This is a genomic window from Methylobacterium frigidaeris (assembly GCF_022179185.1).
GTDB lineage: Bacteria > Pseudomonadota > Alphaproteobacteria > Rhizobiales > Beijerinckiaceae > Methylobacterium > Methylobacterium frigidaeris.
In genome coordinates, this window is the sequence record NZ_BPQJ01000002.1 from 30994 (window position 1) to 53343 (window position 22350).

Here is a 22350-nt window from a genome sequence, read left to right on the forward strand (position 1 = left end):
GGTCATGCCGGCCTCCTCGACGCCTTCTCGGCGATGCCGCTCTGGGCCGTGCGCCGCTCCAGCTCCGCCATCACGGCCTCCAGCGGCACCTCGGCGGCCTGCAGCACCACGAGCAGGTGGTAGAGCACGTCAGCGGCCTCCGCCGTCAGCCCGTCGCGGTCGCCCTGCACTGCCGCGATCGCGGCCTCGACTGCCTCCTCGCCAAGCTTCTTCGCCGGCCGGGCCGGCCCGCCGGCGACGAGCTTGGCGGTGTAGGATTCCTCCGGCGAGGCCGCGGCGCGCTCGCGGACGATGCGGTCGAGGTCGGCGAGGGTGAAGGCGGTCATGCGGCTGCCAAATGGTGTTGCGGGTGAACCCTGGGGCCGGCCGTGCCGGGTGGTCAAGCGGCTTGCCCCACCATGTCCCGCGATGATTGCCGAGAGGTCAGGGCGTCGGATCGAGCCGCATCGCCAGGCCCGCCGCCGCCATGTGGGCCTTGGCCTCCGCCACGGTGTGCTGGCCGAAATGGAAGATCGAGGCCGCCAGCACCGCGCTGGCGCCGCCGTCGCGCACGCCGGCGACGAGGTCGTCGAGCCCCCCGACGCCGCCCGAGGCGATGACCGGCACATTCACCGCGTCGCTGATCGCCCGGGTCAGGCCGATGTCGTAGCCCGAGCGCATGCCGTCCCGGTCCATCGAGGTGACGAGCAGCTCGCCGGCGCCCTTGCCGGCCACCGTGCGGGCAAAGTCGATCGCGTCGATCCCGGTGGGTTTGCGGCCGCCATGGGTGAAGATCTCCCAGCGTCCCGGCTCGCCCTCGCCTGAGACGCGCTTGGCGTCGATCGCCACGACGATGCACTGGGCGCCGAACTTCTCCGCCGCCCGCGCCACCAGATCCGGGTCGGCGACCGCCGCGGTGTTGATGGAGACCTTGTCGGCCCCGGCCAGCAGCAGGGTGCGGATGTCCTCGACCTTGCGCACCCCACCGCCGACGGTAAGAGGCATGAAGCAGGCTTCCGCCGTGCGGCTCACCGCGTCGAGCAGAATGCCCCGGTCCTCGTGGCTTGCCGTGATGTCGAGGAAGCAGAGCTCGTCGGCTCCGGCGCGGTCATAGGCCTTGGCGGCCTCGACCGGGTCGCCGGCGTCGCGCAGCTCGAGGAACTGCACGCCCTTGACGACGCGGCCGTCCTTGACGTCAAGGCAGGGGATGATGCGGGTCTTGAGCACAGGCGCCGTTCAGGTTGTCGGGTCTACGGGGAAGTCGCGGGTGAGCAGGTCGTCGCGGGTGTAGGGGCAGGCCTCGGGAAACGTCTCGACCGGCAGACCCGTATCGCGGGCGGCATCGAGCCTGGCGCCGCAATACGCGCGGATCATCGCCTCTTCGAGTCGGGATGTCAGGCTCGGGCTGTCAGCCAGCAGATAGGCCGCCCGGCCGCGCTCGCCCTCGATCGTCAGAGCCCATTCTCGCACGCGCCGCTCGGACTGGTAGTCCGTTGTCAGCATATGGAGCAGGATGCCCCGCCAAGCCTCGACCAGGGCGTAGAACTCGGACCGGCCCAGGCTCTCGATCTCCTCGGCCAGGTTCTCGCGGTCGAGTGCCGAGACATCGCCGGCGCGCAGGGCCACCGCCTGCTCCATAGCCCAGCCGTAGAGGTCGTCCGCGTAGGCTATGCGGGGCTGGACGCCGTCGGGGCTGGGCTGGGTGGTTGCGGCGGTCACGCGCTGGCTCGTCCTTCGTACGGCCTTAGCCTATCACGAAGCAGCCTTGCCGCGCGCCCGCGCGATGGCGGCCAGCGCCTCCTTCGGATCGATCCGGCCGTCATACAGGGCCCGCCCCGTGATGGCGCCGGCGAGCCCCGCGCAATCCGGCTCGAGGATGCGGTGCACGTCCTCGATCGAGGCCAGGCCCCCGGAGGCGATCACCGGGATCTTCACCGCCTGGGCCAGGCCCAAGGTCATCGGGATGTTGAGCCCCTTGAGGATGCCGTCCCGGGCGATGTCGGTGTAGATGATCGCGGCGACACCGGCATCCTCGAAGCGGCGGCCGAGTTCCTCCGCCGTGACCGTCGAGGTCTTGGCCCAGCCCTCGACCGCGACGCGCCCGTCCTTGGCGTCGATGCCGACGGCGATCTTGCCCGGGAATCGGCGGGCCGCCTCGCGCACGAAGGTCGGGTCCTTCACGGCGGCGGTGCCGATGATGACCCGGCTGACGCCCTTGGCGAGCCAGCCCTCGACGGTGCGCATCTCACGGATGCCGCCGCCGAGCTGGACCGGGATCTTGACCGCAGCGAGGATGGCGTCGACCGCCGCGGCGTTCATCGGCGCGCCCGCGAAGGCGCCGTCGAGGTCGACCACGTGGAGCCAGGAGAAGCCCTGCTCCTGGAACGTCCCGGCTTGCGCCGCCGGATCGTCGCTGAAGACGATGGCCTGCGCCATGTCGCCCTGCACGAGGCGGACGCAGCGCCCTTCCTTGAGATCGATGGCCGGAAACAGGATCACGCGTCGTCACCGCAAGGCTTGAGGGTGTGGGAGCGCGGCGCGCCGTCAGGGGCGCCAGCGCAGGAAGTTGCCGATGAGCCGAAGCCCGAGGGTCTGGCTCTTCTCAGGGTGGAACTGCGTGCCGGCGATGGTGCCGCGGGCGACCATGGCGGTGACCGCGCCGCCGTAATCGGCGGTGGCGACGACGTCGCCGGGCTCTGCCGGCGCGAGCGCGTAGCTGTGCACGAAATAGGCGTGCAGCCCGTCTCCGCCCGTGGGGATGCCGTCGAGCAGCGGATGCGGCCGGCGCTCCTGCAGCGTGTTCCAGCCCATATGCGGCACCTTCAGGCCCGGATCCGCCGGCCTGATCGGCGCGACGTCGCCCGGGATCCAGCCGAGGCCGGGGGTGACCTCGTATTCGAGGCCGCGGCTCGCCAGCAGCTGCATGCCGACGCAGATGCCGAGGAACGGCCGGCCGCGGGCATGCGCCGCCTCCGTCATCGCCTCGACCATGCCGGAGACGGCGTCGAGGCCGCGCCGGCAATCGGCATAGGCGCCGACGCCCGGCAGCACGACCCGGTCGGCGGCGGCGACCGTCGCGGGATCGGAGGTGACGAGGATGCGGGCGTCGGTCCCGGTCTCGCGGGCGGCGCGCTCGAATGCCTTGGCGGCCGAGTGCAGGTTGCCGGAGCCGTAATCGATGATGGCGACGGTGTCCGCGCTCAACGGAGATCCTCCCGGGTCGCGGTGGTCTGGGTCAACGGGGGGCTCGATCGGGTGGTTGCGGCGCTCACCGGGGTCCTTGCGCCTCCGGGAAGAGGCCCAGAGCCGGGCTCTCGGCGCGGGCGCTCGCCGGCGTCACCGGCCGGGGCGCGGCGGTCGTTCCGAGGCGGGCGCCCTCCTCCCGCAGCCAGCGGGCGACGAACTTCACCTCGGCCTCCTTGGTGTCCGAAGCCGTCACCGCGTCGCGGATCGGGCGGCCGGTGCGGGCATAGGTCCAGCGCCGCAGCGACGAGGCCTCGAGCCCGATGAGCCAGGACAGGAGCAGCGCGATCACGAAGCCCGCCACCGGATTCAACCCCAGGGCGAGGCCGGCGGCCCAGACCACGATCTCGGCCGCGAGCACGACGAGGCCCGCGAGCCAGAGCCGGTGCCAGAAGAACCACAGGGCCGAGAACCAGAAGGCCGGCCAGACGAAGGCGTCCGGCACCAGCTTGGCGCGGTCGAGCGCCTCCGGCTCGCCGGGATCGACCTCGTCGGGCACGTGCAGGGTGTAGGTGGTCATCCGGTTCCCCCCGGGATCCGTCGTTGCGGCATGACAGCTCTAGAGCGAGCCTTTGGTCGATGGCACCCGGCCGCCCTCGCGGGGATCGACCTCGACCGCGTGCCGCAAGGCACGTGCCAGCCCCTTGTAGCAGCTCTCGGCAATGTGGTGCTGGTTGTCGCCGTACAGCGTTTCGACGTGCAGCGTGATCCCGGCATTCATCGCGAAGGCCTGGAACCACTCGCGCACCAGCTCGGTATCGAAGACGCCGATCTTCTCGCGGGCGAACGCGGTGCGGAAGACCAGGAACGGCCGGCCGGAGATGTCGACGGCGACCCGCGTCAGTGCCTCGTCCATGGGCAGATGCAGGTCGGCATAGCGGCGAATGCCGCGCTTGTCGCCGAGCGCCTGAGCGAAGGCCTGGCCGAGGGCGATGCCGCAATCCTCGGTGGTATGGTGCTGGTCGACGTGGAGGTCGCCCGTCACCTTGACCTCGAGGTCGAACAGGGCGTGGCGGGCGAGCAGCTCCAGCATGTGGTCGAGGAAGCCGACCCCCGTCGCGATGCTGGCCCGGCCGGTGCCGTCGAGGGTGAGCGCGACGCTGACGTCGGTCTCGGCGGTGCGCCGGTCGACGCGGCCGGCGCGTAGGGGAGTGTCGGTCATCGCAGGAGACTGTTGCCAACGGAAACGGGCTGCCTTGTTAAAAGGCAGCCCGCGGAAATGCCAGGGGCGATCCGGCCTTTATGCCGTCGCGCCCCCGGGGCCCGAGGGAGCGGCGGGATCAGATGTCCGCCAGCACTCGCGCGCAAACCGCATCCAGCTTCGCCATCAGCGCCGGGTCGCGATGGGTCGGCGCGGTCATGATCGCACCCTCGAGCGCCCGGTCGGAGCCCGCCGGGCAGGGTTCGCGCTCGGCCGGGAAGTCGCGGGCGAGACGGCTCACCAGGCGCGCGGCCTTCGAGGCGTTGGCGCGGGCCACCGCCACCACGGAGGCGACGTCGACGGCGCCGTGTTCCGGGTGCCAGCAATCGAAATCCGTCACCATGGCGATCGTCGCGTAGGTGATCTCGGCCTCGCGGGCGAGCTTGGCCTCCGGCATGTTGGTCATGCCGATCACGTCGTAGCCCTGCGCCTTGTAGGTGAGCGACTCGGCATAGGACGAGAATTGCGGCCCCTCCATGCAGACATAGGTGCCGCCCTTCCTGACCGCGATCTCCTCGGCGTCGGCCGCGGCCTGGATGCGGGCCTGGAGGGCCGGACCGACCGGATGGGCCATCGAGACGTGGGCGACGCAGCCATTGCCGAAGAACGACGAGGTGCGGCCGACCGTGCGGTCGACGAACTGGTCGACGAGCACGAACAGACCCGGATAGAGCTCCTGCCGAAACGAGCCGCAGGCCGAGAGGGCGACGATGTCGGTGACGCCGGCGCGCTTGAGCACGTCGATATTGGCCCGGTAATCGATGCCCGACGGCGACAGCCGGTGGCCGCGCCCGTGCCGGGCGAGGAACACCACCGGCGTCTCGCCGATCCGGCCGACGCGGAGCGCGTCCGAGGGTTCGCCCCAGGGCGAGGTCATTGCTTCCTCGCGCACGTCCTCCAGACCGGGCAGGTCATAGACGCCCGACCCGCCGATGACTCCGAGCACCGCCTTGACCATGGGGGTTCTCCTGTAACGAAAGAGGCCCCTTTCGGGGCCTCTGGAAGGGATGGATCCGAGAGCATCATCCGATCGCGCTGCGATCGGATGATGCTCTCGGTCGTTGATCTTTCCGCATTTTCTTCGACGAACCGGCGTCCACTTCGTCTGAAAATGCTCTGGCGTCAGCTGGTCTTGTGCAGCTCGGGCTGCAGCCCGTGCGTCTCGCCGCCGACGTCGGACCAGATCTTCTTCTTCACGTAGTAGAGCAGGCCGGCCAGCACGAGCAGGAACAGCATCGCCCGCAGGCCCAGCGACTTGCGCGCCAGGAGGTGCGGCTCCGCCGTCCACATCAGGAAGGCGGTGACGTCGCGCGAGTACTGGTCGACGGTCTCCGGCACGACCGGTTGGCCGTTCGCGCCCTTGGCGTAGGTCACCTGACCGTCGCTCAGAGGCTTGGGCATCGCGATGACGTGGCCCGGATAATACTCGTTGTAGTGGCCACCCGCCGGCACCTGCACGTCCTTCGGCGGCTCATCCTTGTAGCCGTTGAGGAGGGCGTGGATGTAATCCGGGCCCTGCTCGGTGTAGCCGATGAAGGGCAGCCAATCGATGATGAACCACAGGCCGCCGCGGGCGAAGGTGCGGGCCTTGGCCATCAGCGACAGGTCCGGCGGCGCCTTGCCGCCGTTGGCGGCGGCCGCGGCCTGGTCGTTCGGGAACGGCGCCGGGATCTTGTCGGCCGGGCGGCCGGGCCGCTCGAACATGTCGCCGGAATCGTTCGGGCCATCCTTGACCTTGTACTCGGCCGCCAGCGCCTTGACCTGGGCGGCGGAGAAGTCAGGCCCGCCCTCCTCCTCCAGGTTGCGGAAGCGGATGTAGCTCAGGCTGTGGCAGTTCGAGCAGACCTCGCGGTAGACCTGGAAGCCGCGCTGCAGCTGCGCCTGGTCGAAAGTGCCGAACATCCCCGAGAAGGTCCACTTCTCGCGGTGCGGCAGCGGCCCACCCTCCGCCGCCGAGGCGGCGCCGGCCGACAGGAACGCGGCGAAAGCGGCCGCCACGAGAGCGCGTGTCCGGAGAGCGCGTGTTCTGATCATTCCCCTCGATGCCCCTTGCGGCGTCGTTAGTGCTTCATCGCGATCGTGGGACGGGCGGATGCGTGGAGCATCCGCCCACCCGAGGCCTGTGTCAGCCCTTGGTCGGGGGCGCGGCGGCCGCGCCGGCCGGCATGCCGGAGGAGCCGACCTGCTTGCCCGGGCCGGTGACGCTCTCGAGGATCGAGCCCGGCAGGGGCTTCGGGGTCTCGAAGAGGCCGACCAGCGGCATCACGATCAGGAAGTGGGCGAAGTAGTAGAAGGTGGCGATGCGCGAGGCGAGGACATAGCCGCCCTCCGGGGGCTTCGAGCCGAGCCAGCCGAGCAGGAAGCAGCAGAAGATGAAGACCCAGAAGAACTGGCGGTAGATCGGCCGGTAGTTGGCCGAGCGGACCCGCGAGGTGTCGAGCCACGGCGCCAGCGCCAGGATGATCACCGCGCCGAACATCAGGATCACGCCGCCGAGCTTGTCCGGCACCGCGCGCAGGATGGCGTAGAAGGGCAGGAAGTACCACTCGGGCACGATGTGCGCAGGCGTCACGGCGGGGTTCGCCGGGATGTAGTTGTCGGCGTGGCCGAGGTAGTTCGGCTGGAGGAAGATCCAGTAGGCGAAGAAGACGAAGAACACCACCACCGCGAACACGTCCTTGATGGTCGCGTAGGGGGTGAAGGGCACGGCGTCCTTGCCGGTCTTGATCGGGATGCCGGTCGGGTTGTTCTGGCCGGTGACGTGCAGCGCCCAGACGTGCAGGACGACGACGCCGGCGATCATGAACGGCAGGAGGTAGTGCAGCGAGAAGAAGCGGTTGATGGTCGGGTTGCCGACCGAGTAGCCGCCCCAGAGCAGGCTCTGGATCGTGTCGCCGACGATCGGGATCGCCGCCAGGATGTTGGTGATGACGGTGGCGCCCCAGAACGACATCTGGCCCCACGGCAGGGTGTAGCCGAGGAACGCGGTCGCCATCATCAGGAGGTAGATGATCACGCCGAGGATGTAGAGCACCTCGCGCGGGGCCTTGTACGACCCGTAATAGAGGTTGCGGAACATGTGCACGTAGACCGCGATGAAGAACATCGAGGCGCCGTTGGCGTGCATGTAGCGCAGGAGCCAGCCGTAGTTCACGTCGCGCATGATGTGCTCGACGGAGTTGAACGCCTCGGTGGCCGAGGGCTGGTAGTGCATCGCCAGCCAGACGCCGGTGATGATCTGCGAGCCCAGCATCGCCATCAGGATGGCGCCGAACGTCCAGAAGTAGTTCAGGTTGCGCGGAACCGGGAAGGCGATGAACGAGGAATGGACCAGGCCTGCGATCGGCAGCCGGGCCTCGAACCACTTCGCGAAGCGGCTCTTGGGAACGTAGGTTGTGGCGTGTGCGCTCATGGGGCAGCCCGCGTCTGGCGTTGCTTCACGATCGGCGGATCAGGCGGTGGCGCCTTCGCCGATGCGGACCTTGGTGTCGCCCTGGAAGGCGTAGGGCGGGATCGGCAGGTTGATCGGCGCAGGGCCACGGGTCACGCGGCCCACCGCATCGAACTGCGAGCCGTGGCAGGGGCAGGCCCAGCCCTCGAGCCCGTTGGCGTTGGCGATCGGCACGCAGCCGAGATGGGTGCAGTTGCCGTAGGCGACGAGCCAGCGCTCGTGGCCCTCCTTGACGCGGCCCAGGAACGGCGCCGGGTCGATCAGGCTCGCCGGGGCGACCGCCTTCATGTCGGCGACCTCCTTCTCGGTGAGGTGGCGCACGAAGATCAGCTTGCCGCGCCAGAAAACGTTGACGATCTGGCCATCGGCGATCGGCGTGAGGTCGACGTCGATGGGAGCGCCGGCGGCGATCGTCTCGGCATCCGGGGCCATCGAGGCGACGAACGGCCAGGCCAGAGCGGCAGCCCCGACCACGGCGCCCGCGCCGGTGGCGAGGAACAGGAAGTCCCGGCGGGTCGTCCCGTGGGGATGCGCGGCGTCGGATGGGGCGACGGTGGTGGCCAAGTTCCGGCTCTCCCGAAAATCGTTGACGGCGGCGGGCCGCCGCTTGCGCGGCGCAAGGCGTCGTGGCCCGCTGGAAGGGTCGGCGGGGTTGTCGTTCCCCGATCCTGCCGGACCGAAGCACCTCCCCACTCGTGGCGGCAATGCGACCGGGCGTCGCCGCGCGGGTAGCTCTGTTGCACGGCCAAGCCCCGGAATAAAGGGCGAAAAGGCGCCCCGATCCGGAGGAATTCCAGATTTCCGCTGAGTGTGTTCTCTGCCGTGGGACGGCCCGCGAGGGCCGTCCCGATCGGCTGCGGGCTACTCGGCGGGAGCACCGACGCGGCCCGGTGCCGCGGCTGCGCCGCCATGGCTCAGGCGCAGCACCGTGATCATGCCGACGAGGCCCGCGCAGGCGATCAGCAGGAGGCCGCCGGTGAAGCTGCCGGTCCAGTCCTTGATCGCGCCGACCGCGTAGGGGGCGACGAAGCCCGACAGGTTGCCGATCGAGTTCACCACCGCGATCGCGCCGGCGGCGGCGGCGCCCGAGAGGGTCTCGGTCGGAAGCGTCCAGGTGATCGGCAGCGCCCCGAAGATGCCCAGAGCCGCGCCCGAGAACAGCACCACCTTCACGATCGGGTCGCTGACGAGGGCTGCCCCGATGGTGCAGAGCGACGCGCAGGCGAGCGCCGCGGCGAGGTGGTAGCGCCGCTCGCGCTTGGCGTCCGAGCGCCGGCCCCACCACAGCATGCCGACGGTGCCGACGGCGTAGGGGATGATCATCACGAAGCCGGTCTGGGCGTTGGTGAGCCCGAACGCCTTGAAGATCTGCGGCAGGAAGAAGCCGAAGGCGTAGAGCAGCGCGACCGCGCCGAAATACACGACCGCGATGGCGAGCACCCGCGGGTTGAGGATCTCCTGCGTCAGCGGCACGTGGCCCTGGCGCGGGTTGCGGGCGGCTTCAGCGGCGAGCGTCTGCTCGAGCCAGGCCCGCTCGTCGGGGGCGAGCCACTGCGCGTCCGCCGGCCGGTCGGTGAGGTAGAAGTAGGTCATCACCGACAGGATCACCGCCGGAAGCGCCTCGATCACGTAGAGCCACTGCCAGCCCTTGAAGCCGAGCACGCCGTCGAGCTCGAGCAGCAGGCCGGAGATCGGCGAGCCGATGACGCTCGAGAGCGGGATCGCCACCATGAACAGCGAGACGATGCGGGCCCGGTAGGCGGCCGGGTACCAGAGCGTGAGATAGAAGATGATGCCCGGGAAGAAGCCGGCCTCCGCCGCGCCGAGCAACAGGCGCATGATGTAGAAGCTGACTTCGCCACCGATGAAGGCCATGCCGCCGGAGATCAAGCCCCAGCTCAGCATGATGCGGGCGATCCAGCGCCGCGCCCCGAATTTCTCGAGCGCCAGGTTCGAGGGCACCTCGAAGATGAAGTAGGTGATGAAGAACAGTCCGGCGCCGAGGCCGTAGGCGGTGGCCGAGATGCCGAGGTCCCGGTTCATCGTCAGCGAGGCGAACCCGACATTGACGCGGTCGAGATAGGCCACGAAGTAGCAGACGATCAGGAACGGGATCAGGCGCCAGCTGACGCGCCTGATGGTGCGGGCTTCGATGTCGGTCGTCACGGCGCTGTCCTCCCGGCCGATTGTTGTTGGGCCATAATCCGGTGCGGCCGGGTGCGATGGCCCGGCTCTGGCGCCCGGGATGACCGGATTGTTCCCGGTTGGCAAGGATCCCTCGGCAGGCAGCGACGATCTGCGAGGGTCCGCGCACTTGTGGGAGGCTCCTCTTCTGGTCTAGTGCTCCCCTCCCCGCCGGTGATGCACCGCAGCGAGGCCGCGTCACGGCCGCGCGCGAGCCGGTGCCCGTTCGAGGCTCGAAGACCCGCGCCATGCACACGCCACGCCGCGACAGCGGAGCCGACCGCCCCCAGCTCACCGGAGCCCGGGTGCTCGTCGTCGAGGCCCGCTACTACGAGGACATTTCCGACGAGCTCCTCGCCGGTGCGCAGGCTGCGATCGCGGCGGCGGGGGCCGAGGCCGTGGTCGTCACGGTGCCGGGCGCGCTGGAGATCCCCCAGGCCGTCGCGATCCTGCTCGAGGCGGCGGCCCGCGCCCACAAGCCCTATGACGCGGTGGTGGCGCTCGGCTGCGTGATCCGCGGCGAGACCGGCCATTACGACATCGTCGCGGGCGAGAGCGCCCGGGCCCTGATGGACCTCTCGGTGATGCTCCGCCTGCCGCTCGGCAACGGCATCCTGACGGTCGAGACCGAGGCCCAGGCCCAAGCCCGCGCCCGCGTCGCCGAGATGAACAAGGGCGGCGGCGCCGCGGAAGCCGCGCTGGCGGTGCTCGCCCTGCGCCGGGCCGAGGAAGCCGGGCGCCAGGACCGCACCATCGGCTTCACCCCCCGCCGCAATCCGGAGTCCGATTGAGATGAAGCCCGCCGAGCGCAGCGGCGCCCGCCTGGCGGTGGTCCAGGCTCTCTACGAGATGGAGATCTCCGGCAAGGGCGTGATCGACGCGCTGGCCGAGTTCGAGGCCTTCTGGATCGGCCAGGTCATCGACGAGGTCGAGCACCCGCCGGCCGAGACGGCCTTCTTCCGCGACCTCCTGCGCGGCGTCGTCGAGGAGCAGCGGGCGATCGACCAGCGCCTCGACGCTGCGCTCTCCGCCGGCTGGCCCCTGCGCCGCCTCGAGGCGGTGGTGCGGGCGATCCTGCGGGCCGGTGCCTACGAGGTGATGTTCCGCCGCGACGTGCCGGTGAAGGTCGCGATCTCCGAATACGTCGACGTCGCCCACAGCTTCTACGAGGGCGAAGAGCCGGGCCTCGTCAACGCGGTGCTCGACAAGGTCGGCCGCGTCGTGCGTCCGGACGATTTCGCGAAGGATTCAGCCAAGGGTTCGCGCGCCGGTTGAGGCGGCACGGGTCGCTTCCCGCGGTCTCGGCGAAACGATCCGGAAATGTGGGACGATTTTCCTTTTGTTGCGTTAGGGCATTGCCGCGGCCGCCGACCTGCGCTCTAGCTGTCTGCCGAGGGGGGGCGGATCGCGGTTTCGCCCCTTGCCTGCCTTCCACCGCGAGACCACCACGCGATGGCCCGCACCGATCTGCCCCGCCCCACCGAAGATGAGTTGATCGCCCGCTACTTCGCGCCTCTCGCCGGTGCCGGCGGGCTGTCCTTGCGCGACGACGCGGCCGTGCTGACGCCGAGCCCGGGTCACGACCTGGTGCTGACCACCGACGCGGTGGTGGCCGGCGTGCATTACTATCCCGACGACCCGCCGTCCTCGATCGCCTGCAAGGCGCTCGGCGTGAACCTGTCCGACCTCGCCGCGAAGGGGGCCGAGCCGCGGGGCTTCCTCCTCACCCTCGCGCTCAGCGACGATTGGGACGAGGCCTGGCTCGCCGAGTTCTGCACCGGGTTGAGCGAGGCCGCGGCGCTGGCGAGCTGCCCGCTCCTCGGCGGCGACACCGTGCGGGCGGCCGGCCCCACCCTCGTCGGCATCACCGCCCTCGGCGAGGTCCCGTCCGGCACGATGGTGCGGCGGGGCACGGCGCGGGTCGGGGACAGGCTCCTCGTCTCGGGCAGCATCGGCGACGCGGCTTTCGGCCTCAAGCTCCGGCAGAAGCCCGCGGCGCCCTGGGGGGAGGCCCTATCCTTCCCGGTCCGCACCGCCCTGGTCGACCGCTACCTGCATCCGCAGGCCCGCCTCGCCCTCGCGCCGGCCCTGCGGGCCCATGCCCGCGCGGCGATGGACGTGTCGGACGGGCTCGTCGGCGATCTCGCCAAGATGATGCGGGCCGCGGACCTGAGCGCCGAGGTCGAGATCGAGGCGATTCCGCTCTCGGACGCGGCTCGGGCGGCGCTGGCCGTAAAACCGGCGCTCCTCGACACCGCGCTTACCGGTGGCGACGATTACGAGATCCTCTGTGCCGCCGATCCCGCGGAGGTGCCGGCCCTGCAGGAGGCCGCTGGGCGGGCCGGCGTGCCGCTCGCCGAGATCGGCACGGTGACGGAAGGCAGCGCCCCGCCGGTCTTCCGTGCGGCGGACGGCAGCGTGCGCCGCTTCCGCTCCGGCTCGTTCAGCCACTTCTAGACGCGGTCCAAAGACGCAAGGCCGGCGCCGAAAGTCTCAGGCGGATGAAGCTTGGGAGCATTTGCGCTCCGGTGGGAAGTTTGGCACGACTAGGGGCGCGGATCCGTGCTGGCGCGCGGGCCCGCTCAACAGGGAGGGAGGCCCGCTTCGCGCGTTCACGGCCGCTCGCCATCTCGGCCGTCCGACGTCGCGGGAATGCCCGACAATCAAGGACGGTAGAATGACCGCACTCCTGCTCATCATCCTGGGCGGCCTCTGCGCCGTTGCCTACGGCATCGTCACCATCAACGACGTCATGCGGCGCGACGCCGGTACGCAGCGCATGCAGGAGATCGCCGGTGCGATCGCCGAGGGCGCCCAGGCCTATCTGCGCCGCCAATACCTCACGATCGGGGCCGTCGGCGTGGTGCTGTTCGTGCTCCTCGCCTGGTTCCTCGGCCTCAAGGTCGCGATCGGCTTCCTGATCGGCGCCGTCCTGTCGGGCGTCGCCGGCTTCATCGGCATGAACGTCTCGGTGCGGGCCAACGTGCGCACCGCCCAGGCCGCGGCGCAATCGCTCGGCGCCGGCCTCTCGGTGGCGTTCAAGTCGGGTGCCGTCACCGGCATGCTGGTGGCCGGCCTCGCGCTCCTCGGTGTGGCCCTCTACTACACCTATCTCACCCGCTTCGCCGGCCTGAACCCGTCGAGCCGCGAGGTGATCGACGCGCTCGTGGCGCTTGGCTTCGGCGCCTCCCTGATCTCGATCTTCGCACGGCTGGGCGGCGGCATCTTCACCAAGGGCGCCGATGTCGGCGGCGACCTCGTCGGCAAGGTCGAGGCGGGCATTCCGGAGGACGATCCGCGCAATCCCGCCACCATCGCGGACAATGTCGGCGACAATGTCGGCGACTGCGCCGGCATGGCCGCCGACCTGTTCGAGACTTATGCCGTCACCCTCGTCGCCACGATGGTGCTGGCGGCGATCTTCTTCTCCGGCCAGACCGATGTCGGCGGCCGCAACGTGCTCGAGACGATGCTGATCTACCCGATGGCGATCGGGGCTGCCTGCATCATCACCTCGATCATCGGCACGTTCTTCGTGCGGCTCGGCTCGAACCAGTCGATCATGGGGGCGCTCTACAAGGGGCTGATCGGCGCCGGCGCGCTCTCGATCGTCGCCATTGCGGGCCTGAACATGGTGATGTTCGGCGGCTTCTCGACGAGCTTCACCACCACCGGCGGCGACACTTTCACCTCGCTCAGCCTGTTCCTCTGTGCGGTGGCCGGCCTCGTCATCACGGCGCTGATCGTCGTCATCACCGAGTACTACACCGGCACCCGCTACCGCCCGGTCAAGTCGATCGCCCATTCCTCGGTCACCGGCCACGGCACCAACGTAATCCAGGGCCTGGCGATCTCCCTCGAATCGACCGCGCTCCCGGCGATCGTGATCGTCGCCGGCATCATCGTCACCTACGGGCTCGCGGGCCTGTTCGGCATCGCCATCGCGGTCACCGCCATGCTGGCGCTCGCCGGCGTCGTCGTCGCCCTCGACGCCTTCGGCCCGGTCACCGACAATGCCGGCGGCATCGCCGAGATGGCGGGACTCCCGAAGGAGGTGCGCAAGTCCACCGACGCGCTCGACGCCGTCGGCAACACCACCAAGGCGGTCACCAAGGGCTACGCCATCGGCTCGGCGGGCCTCGGTGCCCTGGTGCTGTTCGCCGCCTACACGTCGGACCTCAACTACTTCATCAAGAATGCCTCGCCGACCCAGTACCGGTTCTTCCAGGGCATCACCGTCGACTTCTCGCTGTCGAACCCCTACGTGGTCGTCGGCCTGCTCCTCGGCGGCCTGATCCCGTACCTGTTCGGCGGCATCGCCATGACGGCGGTGGGCCGCGCCGCCGGCGCGGTGGTGGAGGAGGTCCGCCGCCAGTTCCGCGAGAAGCCCGGCATCATGCAGGGGACCGAGCGGCCCGACTACGGCCGCGCCGTCGACATGCTGACTAAGGCGGCGATCAAGGAGATGGTGGTGCCCTCGCTGCTGCCGGTGCTCTCGCCGGTGGTGCTGTTCTTCGTGATCCAGGCCATCGCCGGCAAGGGCCAGGCCTTCGCGGCGGTGGGCGCGATGCTGCTCGGCGTGATCCTCACCGGCCTCTACGTCGCGGTCTCGATGACCTCCGGCGGCGGTGCCTGGGACAACGCCAAGAAGTTCATCGAGGACGGCCACCACGGCGGCAAGGGCTCCGACGCCCACAAGGCCGCGGTCACCGGCGACACCGTCGGCGATCCCTACAAGGACACCGCCGGCCCGGCGGTGAACCCGGCGATCAAGATCACCAACATCATCGCCCTGCTGCTGCTGGCGATCCTGGCGCATAGCTGAGCGGCGGGCGGACCGGCGATCCGCATCGGATCGCCATGACCCGCATCTCCCTAACAGCGAAGCGGCCGTCCGGAGCCCGGACGGCCGCCTTTTTTCAAATGCCACTGCTCGCCGTCGGCAGGGCGACCAGTCACCCCCCGCGATCCGCCCGCGCCATCAGTGGATCGGCAAAGTCGCCGACTTCCTGCCCCGGGCCGGGCGCGCCTAGGCCGGCAAGCCGAGCGCCCGCGCCGCGGCGTTCGGAGGTGTCCGGGGACGCGGCGCCGGCATCAGCGCGGCCGGGCACGGCGGGGGGTCATCGTCGTCATCCCGGCGGCCGGGACGGGTGGAGGAGCGCAGGTTCCACGGCGCGCCCGAACGCCTCTGAGACGGCCGCCGTCTCGTCGCGGGCGTGACGGCTTCCCGTCGCGAGGAACCGCGGTCGAGTTCGGCGAGGGCACCGAGCACGGCATCGACCGGGACCGGCTCGGCCCGGCAGCCGACCAGGCAGCGCAGGCCCGGCGCGTTCTCCAGGGCGCAGGCATCCGAGGCCCAGGAGGCCAGGATCGCGCGCTTCTCCGCCCGCGAGAGGCGCGGGTGCGCCAAGAGCTCCCGCGGGTGACGAAACACGTCGCCGGGCGCGACCAGCGCCTGCCACCCCTCGAACGAGGCGGGCTGGGTGGACGGCGGGTTCATCGGGCCGGAATGGGTGAGATGCGTCTCCATCATTGACACGGGTCATCCTCCCTGATGGTGCGTGACGGTGCACGACAAGGAATCAGGCCCCGGGGGCGCAGGCCTCCGGGGTTGCCGCTCGTCAGTGGATTATACCGCCGCGCCTTCGAACGGACGCGTTCGAAGGCGCCAGGCAAGCCCGAACGGGCGCCGGCGCTGATGCGCCGGTCGCCTTCGCATCGACACGTCGATGCGAAGGCGCGAGGGTATTTCTGGAGGGATCAGGCGGCCTTGACGCGATCCCCGGCGCGGTCCTCGACCTGGAGCGGGGCGCTCTGGGCCGGGGCGTTGTCCTGCCCGAGGGTGTCCTGCCTGCTGCCGATCGCGATGCGGCGGGGCTTGAGCGCCTCCGGCACCTCACGCTTGAGATCGACCGCCAGCAGGCCGTTCTCCAGGCTGGCGCCCGTCACCTTCACGTGGTCGGCCAGGCTGAAGGTCTGGCGGAAGGCGCGCGCGGCGATGCCGCGGTGCAGGTAATCGCGCTCTCCGTCCTTGTCCTTCTTCTGGCCGGCGACGAGCAGCGCGGTGTCGTGTTGGGTCAGCTCGATCTCGTCTTGTGAGAAGCCGGCGACCGCCATGGTGATGCGGTAGGCGTCGTCAGCGACCTTCTCGATGTCGTAAGGTGGCCACTGGGTCGACGGCTCGACCCGAGCGGCTTGGTCGAGCATCGAGAAAAGGCGGTCGAATCCGACGGTGGAACGGTAGAGCGGCGCGAAATCGTAGGTCCTCATGACCACATCCTCCTTGAGAGCAACGTGATGACGAGGGCCGCCGGACACCCGGTCCGGCGCCCAACCTGCGAGCCCATTCGGGCCTCGCGCGCATGTAACGCGGATCCCGCGCTCCGGTTCCAGCTCCATTGAGATTTTTTAGCCCGCGCGACGTCTCATCGAGGAACGCCGTCGTCCCACAAAGCCGTTCCGGCTTCGGCGGATGGCCCCGGCCGTCACCCGGCTAGGGCCGCCCCCGAGGACGAGGGTGAGGCCGAGGAGGGCGGCACGAAAAGCCGTCTCGTGGGTGCTGCTCATGCGGGATCTCCCGAGTGTTTCAGGGGAGCACGGTCCGACCGAGGCCGCTCGCCGGCGCAATGATACGCGCGTACCAGATCGGATGTGCCCAGTCAGACCTGCGCCTGTCCGCCATCCACGAACAACTCGATGCCGTTGACGAAGCTCGCATCGTCCGAGGCCAGGAACAGGGCTGCCCTGGCGATCTCGTCCGCCTCGCCGACCCGGCCCATCGGGATCCGGGAGGCGAGATAGTCGAGCAGGCCCTGCTGCTGGGCCGCGTCCGGGCCGGCGAGATCGACGAGGCCCGGGGTGCGGGTCGCGCCGGGGCTCAGCGTGTTCACCCGGATGCCGCGCCCCTTCAGGTCGAGGATCCAGTTGCGGGCGAGCGCCCGCACCGCCGCCTTCGAGGCGGCGTAGACGCTGAAGGCCTGCGTGCCTTCCGTGCCCGCCGTCGAACCGGTCAGAATCACCGAGGCGCCGGGCGCCAGCAGCGGCAGCGCCTTCTGCACCGTGAACAGCACGCCCTTCACGTTGCGGCCGAACGTGTCCTCATACTGCTCCTCGGTGATCTCGCCGAGCGGCAGCATCGACCCCCCGCCGGCATTGGCGAACAGCACGTCGATGCGGCCGGCCTCCGCCTGCACCTGCGCATAGAGCCGGTCGAGGTCGGCGAGCGTCGAGGCGTCGGCCTGCACGCCGGTCGCGGCCGGACCGATGGCGGCCACGGCCCGGTCGAGCTCGGCCCGGCGCCGGCCGGTGACGAAGACCCGGGCGCCTTCCCGCGCGAAGAGCCTGGCGGTGGCCAGACCGATGCCGCTGGTGCCGCCGGTCACCACCGCGACCTTGTGAGTGAGCTTGCCTGTCATGATCCGTGTCTCTCCCGTCCGGGTGCGTGAGCGGATCACGGACCGACGTTAGTGCTTGCGATACAGCAACGTCCGCAAACCATCGTTGCAGATCTGTCGATGTCGAAGCTGCCGGATTTCGAGGGGCTCGCCCTGTTCGCCAAGGTCGCGGAGGAGCGCTCCTACGCGGGTGCCGCGCGGGTGGCAGGCGTGTCGGTCGCCACCGTGTCACGGGCGGTGAGCCGGCTGGAGGCGCGTCTGGGCGGGCGGCTCGTCAACCGCAGCTCGCGCCGGCTCGCCCTGACCGCGTTCGGCGAGCAGGTGGTCGCGGGCGCCGCCCGGGCCTGCCGCGAGGCGCAAGAGGCGGAGGATGCGGCGCGCGACCTGTCGCGCCGGCCGCGCGGCACGGTGCGGCTCGCGGTGCCGATGTCTTTCGGGTTGCGCTGGGTCGCGCCGCTGCTGCCGGAGCTGTTTCGCCTCTACCCGGAACTCGCCGTCGACCTGCACCTCTCGGACGCGAGGGTCGATCTCGTCGGCGAGGGGTTCGACGCGGCCTTGCGGATCGCGGCCCTGCCGGATTCGACGCTCGTCGCGCGGCGGCTCCTGCCCGTCACGGCCCTCGTCGTGGCGGCGCCGGCCTACCTGGCGCGCCACGGCCGGCCGGAGCATCCGGACGGCTTGAGGCTGGACCACTGTCTCGGCTACGCCTATCGGGCCCGGCAGGGCGTCTGGCGCTTCACAGGGCCGGATGGCACGGAGGTCAGTGTCGCCCCCGCCGGGCCGTTGCGGGTGACGAATGCCGACGCCTTGCTGCCGGTGCTGCTCGACGGGCTCGGCGTGGCCGAGCTGCCGGACTTCATCGTGGCCGAATACCTCGCCGACGGGCGCTTGGAGGCGCTTCTGCCGGGCTGGCACCTGCCGGGCGGCGCACTGTCCTTCGTCACGCCGAGCGCGCAGGCGCGGCCGGCGAAGGTCGAGGCCTTGGCCGAGTTTTTCGCGACGCGATTGACGGGTCTTGCGGTCAGCCGGCGACCGCCGCCCGCGCCTCCGTCAACCGCGCCGCGTAGCGGGCGATCAGATCGACCTCGAGATTGAGCGTGTCCCCGACCCGGCGCTCGCCCCAGGTAGTGACGGCCAGCGTGTGGGGGATCAGCAGCACCGTGAAGGTGTCGCCCTCCACACCGTTGACGGTGAGCGAGGTGCCGTCGAGGCAGACCGAGCCCTTCTCGGCGATGAAGCGCGACAGCGCGGCGGGCGCCCGGAGCACGAAGCGCTCGCTGGGGGCCCAGCTATCCCCCGCGTCGCCGGCCTGCCCGGTCACCGGTTCGCGGGCGACGATCTCGGCGAGGCCGTCGACGTGGCCGGTGACGAGGTGGCCGCCGAGCTCGTCCCCGATCTTCAGCGAGCGCTCCAGGTTCACCCGCGTGCCCGGGCCCCACGCCCCGACGGTCGTGCGGGCCAGGGTCTCGGCGGCGGCATCGACCTCGAAGGTGCAGCCGCCCGCGCGCGGCGTCACCGTCACGGCGGTGAGGCAGGGCCCCGAGCAGGCGATCGAGGCGCCGATCAGGATGCCGGCGGGGTCGTAGGCGCAGTCGATGGCGATGCGCTTCAGCTTGGAATCGCCGGACACCGCGGCGACGCGGCCGACATCCGAGACGAGGCCGGTGAACATCTACGGGCTCCGTACGTGGCAGGTGAAGAGATCGGTGCCGACCCGATACTCCTCCGCGACCGCGAAATCCGCGGAGGCGAGGCGGGCGGCGAGGTTCGGGCCGACCGCCGGCAGGCCGGGCTGGCCGAGGACGCAATCGCCGGTGACGAGCAGGCACTCGTCGACGAGGTTCTCGCGCGCCAGCGCGTCGGCGAGCGTCGGCCCGCCCTCGGAGCAGACCCGGGTCAAGCCGCGGGCGCCGAGGAAGCGCAGGGCGGCGGGCAGGTCGATGCGGCCCTCCGCCGTGACCGGCACCCGCTGCACCTCGGCGCCGGCGGCGCTCAGGGCGTCCGCCGCCTCCATGGAGCCCTGAGGGCCGGCGAGGATCAGGGTCGGGACGGTGGCGCTGGTGCGCACCAGGCCGGCGGTCGGCGGCGTGCGCAGGCAGGGATCGAGGACGATCCGCAGCGGCGAGCGCGCCGCCATCCCGGGCAGGCGCACGGTGAGCGCGGGGTCGTCGGCCAGCACGGTGCCGACACCGACCATGATCGCGTCGCAATGCGCCCGCTGCAGATGGATCTCGGCATTGGCCCGCGGTCCGCTGATCATCAGCCGTCCCTCCCCGCCCGCCGCGAAGCCGTCCGCGGTGCGGGCGAGCTTGAGGAAGACGGCAGGACGGCCCTGAAGGATCCGGGTCACGTGCCCGCGCTGGTCGCGCGCGGCCTCCGCACCCAGGAGCCCAACCGAGACCGCGATGCCGGCCTGCGCCAGCCGGGCATGGCCGCGGCCGGCGACCCGGGGATCGGGATCGTCCATCGCGCTCACCACCCGGGCCACGCCGGCCGCGATGGTGGCGTCGGCGCACGGCGAGGTGCGGCCGTGATGGGAGCAGGGTTCGAGCGTCACGTAGAGGGTGGCACCGCGGGCAGCCTCCCCCGCCGCCGCCAGCGCCACCCGCTCGGCATGAGGCCGGCCGCCGGGTTGCGTCACGCCCTGGGCCAGGATGCGCTCGGCGCCCGGCGGACCGCCGACCAGCACCGCGCCGACCGAGGGGTTGGGCCAGGCCTGGCCCAGATGGCGCCGGCCGAGGGCGAGGGCGAGGCGCATGTAGCGCCGGTCCGACTGGACGGGATCCGGAGCGCTCACGACGCGCGGCTCCGCGGCCGCCGGGCCGGCGGCGCCGGATCGATCGGGGGCGACGCGTCGGCGGGGACAGGCTCGTCGGCGGCCGCCTGGGCCGCACCGGCGGCGAGGTGGCCCAGAAGCTCCTCGAAGTCGCGGGCCTCGCGAAAATTCTTGTAGACCGAGGCGAAGCGCACATAGGCGACGTCGTCGAGGCCCTTCAGCCCCTCCATCACCGCCTCGCCGATCGCCTCGCTGGTCACCTCGGCCTCGCCGGTGCTCTCGAGCCGGCGGGTGATGCCGCTCACCAGGCGCTCGACCCGCTCCGGCTCGACCGGGCGCTTGCGGAGCGCCGTCTCGACCGAGCGCTGGAGCTTGTCGCGGTCGAACGGCACCTTGCGGCCCGAGCGCTTGACCACGATCAGCTCGCGCAGTTGCACCCGCTCGAAGGTGGTGAAGCGGCCGCCGCAATCCGGGCAGATCCGCCGGCGCCGGATCGCCGAGCTGTCGTCGCTCGGTCGGGAATCCTTCACCTGTGTGTCGAGGCCGCCGCAATAGGGGCACCGCATCGGCCGCCCGTTCCTCTGTGTACGAAAAAGGGCCGGTCCCGCGTGGGACCGGCCCCGGAGGGGCGTGTTCTAGAGCGCTCCCGGCGGAAGGGGAAGCCGGGAGATCAGGCGCTCACAACTCAGCCATAGATCGGGAAACGGTCGGTGAGCGCGTGGACCTCGCGCTTGGCCGCCTCCTCGGCGCCCGCATCGCCCGCCTCGCCGGCGCGGTGCAGGCCGTCGAGTACGTGCACGATCAGCTCGCCGACCTTCTTGAACTCGGCAACGCCGAAGCCGCGGGAGGTCGCGGCCGGGGTGCCGAGCCGGATGCCGGAGGTGATGGTCGGCTTCTGGGGATCGAACGGCACGCCGTTCTTGTTGCAGGTGATGCCGGCGCGGGAGAGCGCGGCTTCCGCCGCCTTGCCGGTCAGCTCCTTGGCGCGAAGATCCACCAGCATCAGGTGGTTGTCGGTGCCGCCCGAGGTGATGTCGTAGCCGCCCGAGATGATGGTGTCGGCGAGCGCCCGGGCATTCTCCACCACCTGACGGGCATAGACCTTGAACTCGGGGCGCAAAGCCTCGCCGAAGGCCACCGCCTTCCCGGCGATGACGTGCATCAGCGGCCCGCCCTGGAGGCCGGGGAAGATCGCCGAGTTGAGCTTCTTGGCCAAGGCCTCGTCGTTGGTCAGGATCATGCCGCCGCGTGGGCCGCGCAGGGTCTTGTGCGTGGTGGTGGTGACGACGTGGGCGTGCGGGAACGGCGACGGATGCGCGCCGCCAGCCACCAGGCCGGCGAAGTGGGCCATGTCGACGAAGAACACCGCGCCGACGCTGTCGGCGATCTCGCGGAACTTGGCGAAGTCCCAGTGGCGCGGATAACCGGAGCCGCCGGCGATGATGACCTTCGGCTTGTGCTCCTGGGCCAGGCGCTCGACCTGCTCCATGTCGATGCGCTGGTCGTCGCGGCGCACGGTGTAGGAGACCGGCTTGAACCACTTGCCCGAGACGTTCGGGGGCGCGCCGTGGGTGAGATGGCCGCCCGCCGCGAGATCGAGGCCGAGGAAGGTGTCGCCGGGCTGCATCGTGGCCATGAACACGGCCTGGTTCGCCTGGGAGCCGGAATTCGGCTGCACGTTGGCGAACTCGCAAGCAAACAGGCGCTTGGCGCGCTCGATGGCGAGGTTCTCGGCGATGTCGACGAACTCGCAGCCGCCGTAGTAGCGCCGGCCCGGATAGCCCTCGGCGTACTTGTTGGTCAGCACCGAGCCCTGTGCCTCCAGCACGGCGCGCGAGACGATGTTCTCCGAGGCGATCAGCTCGATCTCGTGCTGCTGGCGGCCGAGCTCCTTCGCGACGGCGCCGGCGAGCTCCGGGTCGGCGTCGGCCAGCGACGCGGAGAAGAACGAGTTGGACCGGGAAGTGGCGGCGGTGCCCACGCTCATGATGGCCTCGAGGTTCGTCGGGAGCCGCCCGGACGGAGCGCCGGTGCGGAAATAAGCTACTGGGATCGGCCGGCTTCTACACGCGGACGACGCAAGAGTCCAAGGCCGCGAAGGCTGGACCTTCCGCCGCGTGCG

Annotated in this window: 24 protein-coding genes; 5 read left to right on the top strand and 19 right to left on the bottom strand. The window is 70.6% G+C overall.

Going from position 1 to position 22350, the window contains the following annotated elements; genetic code table 11:
• Positions 1-2: 2 nt before the first annotated feature.
• The 12 genes from MFF64_RS02010 to MFF64_RS02065 form a co-directional block, all read right to left on the bottom strand.
• Complete coding sequence (locus MFF64_RS02010; protein ID WP_099908595.1) at positions 3-326, bottom strand: phosphoribosyl-ATP diphosphatase; 324 nt, start codon at positions 324-326, stop codon at positions 3-5.
• A gap of 97 nt (positions 327-423) precedes the next feature.
• Positions 424-1206: an imidazole glycerol phosphate synthase subunit HisF gene (hisF, locus tag MFF64_RS02015; RefSeq protein WP_099908593.1), complete on the bottom strand. Its 783-nt coding sequence runs from the start codon at positions 1204-1206 to the stop codon at positions 424-426.
• A 9-nt stretch (positions 1207-1215) separates the two neighbouring features.
• Entirely contained in the window at positions 1216-1698 is a 483-nt protein-coding gene (locus MFF64_RS02020; protein ID WP_238189350.1) for a DUF29 domain-containing protein, read from the bottom strand.
• A gap of 33 nt (positions 1699-1731) precedes the next feature.
• The gene (gene hisA, locus MFF64_RS02025) at positions 1732-2478 is read right to left on the bottom strand and encodes a 1-(5-phosphoribosyl)-5-[(5-phosphoribosylamino)methylideneamino]imidazole-4-carboxamide isomerase (RefSeq protein WP_099908591.1); all 747 of its coding nucleotides are present in this window, start codon (positions 2476-2478) and stop codon (positions 1732-1734) included.
• A 45-nt stretch (positions 2479-2523) separates the two neighbouring features.
• Complete coding sequence (gene hisH, locus MFF64_RS02030) at positions 2524-3183, bottom strand: imidazole glycerol phosphate synthase subunit HisH (RefSeq protein ID WP_099908589.1); 660 nt, start codon at positions 3181-3183, stop codon at positions 2524-2526.
• A 64-nt stretch (positions 3184-3247) separates the two neighbouring features.
• The gene (locus tag MFF64_RS02035) at positions 3248-3742 is read right to left on the bottom strand and encodes a DUF2628 domain-containing protein (RefSeq protein WP_099908587.1); all 495 of its coding nucleotides are present in this window, start codon (positions 3740-3742) and stop codon (positions 3248-3250) included.
• A gap of 39 nt (positions 3743-3781) precedes the next feature.
• Positions 3782-4384 carry an imidazoleglycerol-phosphate dehydratase HisB gene (gene hisB, locus MFF64_RS02040; protein ID WP_099908585.1) on the bottom strand — a complete coding sequence of 201 codons (603 nt, stop codon included), beginning with the start codon at positions 4382-4384 and terminating at the stop codon, positions 3782-3784.
• Positions 4385-4502: 118 nt separating this feature from the next.
• Positions 4503-5381: an S-methyl-5'-thioadenosine phosphorylase gene (locus MFF64_RS02045; protein WP_099908583.1), complete on the bottom strand. Its 879-nt coding sequence runs from the start codon at positions 5379-5381 to the stop codon at positions 4503-4505.
• A gap of 164 nt (positions 5382-5545) precedes the next feature.
• The gene (locus MFF64_RS02050) at positions 5546-6457 is read right to left on the bottom strand and encodes a cytochrome c1 (protein ID WP_099908581.1); all 912 of its coding nucleotides are present in this window, start codon (positions 6455-6457) and stop codon (positions 5546-5548) included.
• 91 nt (positions 6458-6548) lie between these two features.
• Positions 6549-7835, bottom strand: a complete 1287-nt coding sequence (locus MFF64_RS02055) for a cytochrome b (RefSeq protein ID WP_099908579.1) — start codon at positions 7833-7835, stop codon at positions 6549-6551.
• A 39-nt stretch (positions 7836-7874) separates the two neighbouring features.
• The gene (gene petA, locus MFF64_RS02060; RefSeq protein ID WP_099908577.1) at positions 7875-8438 is read right to left on the bottom strand and encodes a ubiquinol-cytochrome c reductase iron-sulfur subunit; all 564 of its coding nucleotides are present in this window, start codon (positions 8436-8438) and stop codon (positions 7875-7877) included.
• Between the two features lie 297 nt (positions 8439-8735).
• Positions 8736-10040: an MFS transporter gene (locus tag MFF64_RS02065; protein WP_238189352.1), complete on the bottom strand. Its 1305-nt coding sequence runs from the start codon at positions 10038-10040 to the stop codon at positions 8736-8738.
• A 266-nt stretch (positions 10041-10306) separates the two neighbouring features.
• Here MFF64_RS02065 and ribH point away from each other — a divergent pair, with 266 nt between their 5' ends.
• The 4 genes from ribH (at position 10307) to MFF64_RS02085 (ending at position 14883) form a co-directional block, all read left to right on the top strand.
• Positions 10307-10849, top strand: coding sequence for a 6,7-dimethyl-8-ribityllumazine synthase (ribH, locus tag MFF64_RS02070; protein ID WP_099901637.1), 543 nt, complete (start codon positions 10307-10309; stop codon positions 10847-10849).
• A gap of 1 nt (position 10850) precedes the next feature.
• Positions 10851-11333: a transcription antitermination factor NusB gene (gene nusB, locus MFF64_RS02075; protein WP_238189354.1), complete on the top strand. Its 483-nt coding sequence runs from the start codon at positions 10851-10853 to the stop codon at positions 11331-11333.
• Between the two features lie 177 nt (positions 11334-11510).
• On the top strand, positions 11511-12515 hold the full coding sequence (thiL, locus tag MFF64_RS02080) for a thiamine-phosphate kinase (protein ID WP_238189356.1): 1005 nt from the start codon (positions 11511-11513) through the stop codon (positions 12513-12515).
• Between the two features lie 220 nt (positions 12516-12735).
• Complete coding sequence (locus MFF64_RS02085) at positions 12736-14883, top strand: sodium-translocating pyrophosphatase (RefSeq protein WP_238189359.1); 2148 nt, start codon at positions 12736-12738, stop codon at positions 14881-14883.
• A gap of 204 nt (positions 14884-15087) precedes the next feature.
• Here the strand turns inward: MFF64_RS02085 and MFF64_RS02090 are convergent, their stop codons facing one another.
• The 3 genes from MFF64_RS02090 to MFF64_RS02100 all read right to left on the bottom strand — a co-directional run bounded on the left by MFF64_RS02090 (position 15088) and on the right by MFF64_RS02100 (position 17473).
• On the bottom strand, positions 15088-15597 hold the full coding sequence (locus MFF64_RS02090; RefSeq protein WP_425324385.1) for a hypothetical protein: 510 nt from the start codon (positions 15595-15597) through the stop codon (positions 15088-15090).
• A 221-nt stretch (positions 15598-15818) separates the two neighbouring features.
• The gene (locus MFF64_RS02095) at positions 15819-16328 is read right to left on the bottom strand and encodes an Hsp20 family protein (protein ID WP_099904705.1); all 510 of its coding nucleotides are present in this window, start codon (positions 16326-16328) and stop codon (positions 15819-15821) included.
• 389 nt (positions 16329-16717) lie between these two features.
• Complete coding sequence (locus MFF64_RS02100) at positions 16718-17473, bottom strand: SDR family NAD(P)-dependent oxidoreductase (RefSeq protein ID WP_099904707.1); 756 nt, start codon at positions 17471-17473, stop codon at positions 16718-16720.
• A gap of 99 nt (positions 17474-17572) precedes the next feature.
• Here MFF64_RS02100 and MFF64_RS02105 point away from each other — a divergent pair, with 99 nt between their 5' ends.
• Complete coding sequence (locus tag MFF64_RS02105) at positions 17573-18547, top strand: LysR family transcriptional regulator (protein ID WP_238189360.1); 975 nt, start codon at positions 17573-17575, stop codon at positions 18545-18547.
• Here MFF64_RS02105 and MFF64_RS02110 read toward each other — a convergent pair.
• The 4 genes from MFF64_RS02110 to glyA all read right to left on the bottom strand — a co-directional run bounded on the left by MFF64_RS02110 (position 18474) and on the right by glyA (position 22215).
• Entirely contained in the window at positions 18474-19124 is a 651-nt protein-coding gene (locus tag MFF64_RS02110; protein WP_238189363.1) for a riboflavin synthase, read from the bottom strand. The two genes, MFF64_RS02105 and MFF64_RS02110, sit on opposite strands and share 74 nt — an antisense overlap.
• The gene (gene ribD, locus MFF64_RS02115; protein WP_165795538.1) at positions 19125-20210 is read right to left on the bottom strand and encodes a bifunctional diaminohydroxyphosphoribosylaminopyrimidine deaminase/5-amino-6-(5-phosphoribosylamino)uracil reductase RibD; all 1086 of its coding nucleotides are present in this window, start codon (positions 20208-20210) and stop codon (positions 19125-19127) included.
• Positions 20211-20245: 35 nt separating this feature from the next.
• Positions 20246-20794: a transcriptional regulator NrdR gene (gene nrdR, locus MFF64_RS02120; RefSeq protein ID WP_099900075.1), complete on the bottom strand. Its 549-nt coding sequence runs from the start codon at positions 20792-20794 to the stop codon at positions 20246-20248.
• A 119-nt stretch (positions 20795-20913) separates the two neighbouring features.
• Positions 20914-22215, bottom strand: a complete 1302-nt coding sequence (gene glyA / locus MFF64_RS02125) for a serine hydroxymethyltransferase (protein WP_099900077.1) — start codon at positions 22213-22215, stop codon at positions 20914-20916.
• Positions 22216-22350: the final 135 nt, after the last annotated feature.

What these genes read in the sequence shown, in the direction of transcription:
- MFF64_RS02105 (WP_238189360.1), top strand. Translation starts at nt 17,573, where the DNA reads ATGTCGAAGCTGCCGGATTTCGAGGGGCTCGCCCTGTTCGCCAAGGTC.
- MFF64_RS02050 (WP_099908581.1), bottom strand. Translation starts at nt 6,457, where the DNA reads ATGATCAGAACACGCGCTCTCCGGACACGCGCTCTCGTGGCGGCCGCT.
- ribH (WP_099901637.1), top strand. Translation starts at nt 10,307, where the DNA reads ATGCACACGCCACGCCGCGACAGCGGAGCCGACCGCCCCCAGCTCACC.
- MFF64_RS02095 (WP_099904705.1), bottom strand. Translation starts at nt 16,328, where the DNA reads ATGAGGACCTACGATTTCGCGCCGCTCTACCGTTCCACCGTCGGATTC.
- glyA (WP_099900077.1), bottom strand. Translation starts at nt 22,215, where the DNA reads ATGAGCGTGGGCACCGCCGCCACTTCCCGGTCCAACTCGTTCTTCTCC.
- MFF64_RS02045 (WP_099908583.1), bottom strand. Translation starts at nt 5,381, where the DNA reads ATGGTCAAGGCGGTGCTCGGAGTCATCGGCGGGTCGGGCGTCTATGAC.
- nusB (WP_238189354.1), top strand. Translation starts at nt 10,851, where the DNA reads ATGAAGCCCGCCGAGCGCAGCGGCGCCCGCCTGGCGGTGGTCCAGGCT.
- MFF64_RS02055 (WP_099908579.1), bottom strand. Translation starts at nt 7,835, where the DNA reads ATGAGCGCACACGCCACAACCTACGTTCCCAAGAGCCGCTTCGCGAAG.
- nrdR (WP_099900075.1), bottom strand. Translation starts at nt 20,794, where the DNA reads ATGCGGTGCCCCTATTGCGGCGGCCTCGACACACAGGTGAAGGATTCC.
- MFF64_RS02100 (WP_099904707.1), bottom strand. Translation starts at nt 17,473, where the DNA reads ATGACAGGCAAGCTCACTCACAAGGTCGCGGTGGTGACCGGCGGCACC.
- MFF64_RS02035 (WP_099908587.1), bottom strand. Translation starts at nt 3,742, where the DNA reads ATGACCACCTACACCCTGCACGTGCCCGACGAGGTCGATCCCGGCGAG.
- MFF64_RS02110 (WP_238189363.1), bottom strand. Translation starts at nt 19,124, where the DNA reads ATGTTCACCGGCCTCGTCTCGGATGTCGGCCGCGTCGCCGCGGTGTCC.
- MFF64_RS02010 (WP_099908595.1), bottom strand. Translation starts at nt 326, where the DNA reads ATGACCGCCTTCACCCTCGCCGACCTCGACCGCATCGTCCGCGAGCGC.
- thiL (WP_238189356.1), top strand. Translation starts at nt 11,511, where the DNA reads ATGGCCCGCACCGATCTGCCCCGCCCCACCGAAGATGAGTTGATCGCC.
- MFF64_RS02085 (WP_238189359.1), top strand. Translation starts at nt 12,736, where the DNA reads ATGACCGCACTCCTGCTCATCATCCTGGGCGGCCTCTGCGCCGTTGCC.
- hisB (WP_099908585.1), bottom strand. Translation starts at nt 4,384, where the DNA reads ATGACCGACACTCCCCTACGCGCCGGCCGCGTCGACCGGCGCACCGCC.
- ribD (WP_165795538.1), bottom strand. Translation starts at nt 20,210, where the DNA reads ATGCGCCTCGCCCTCGCCCTCGGCCGGCGCCATCTGGGCCAGGCCTGG.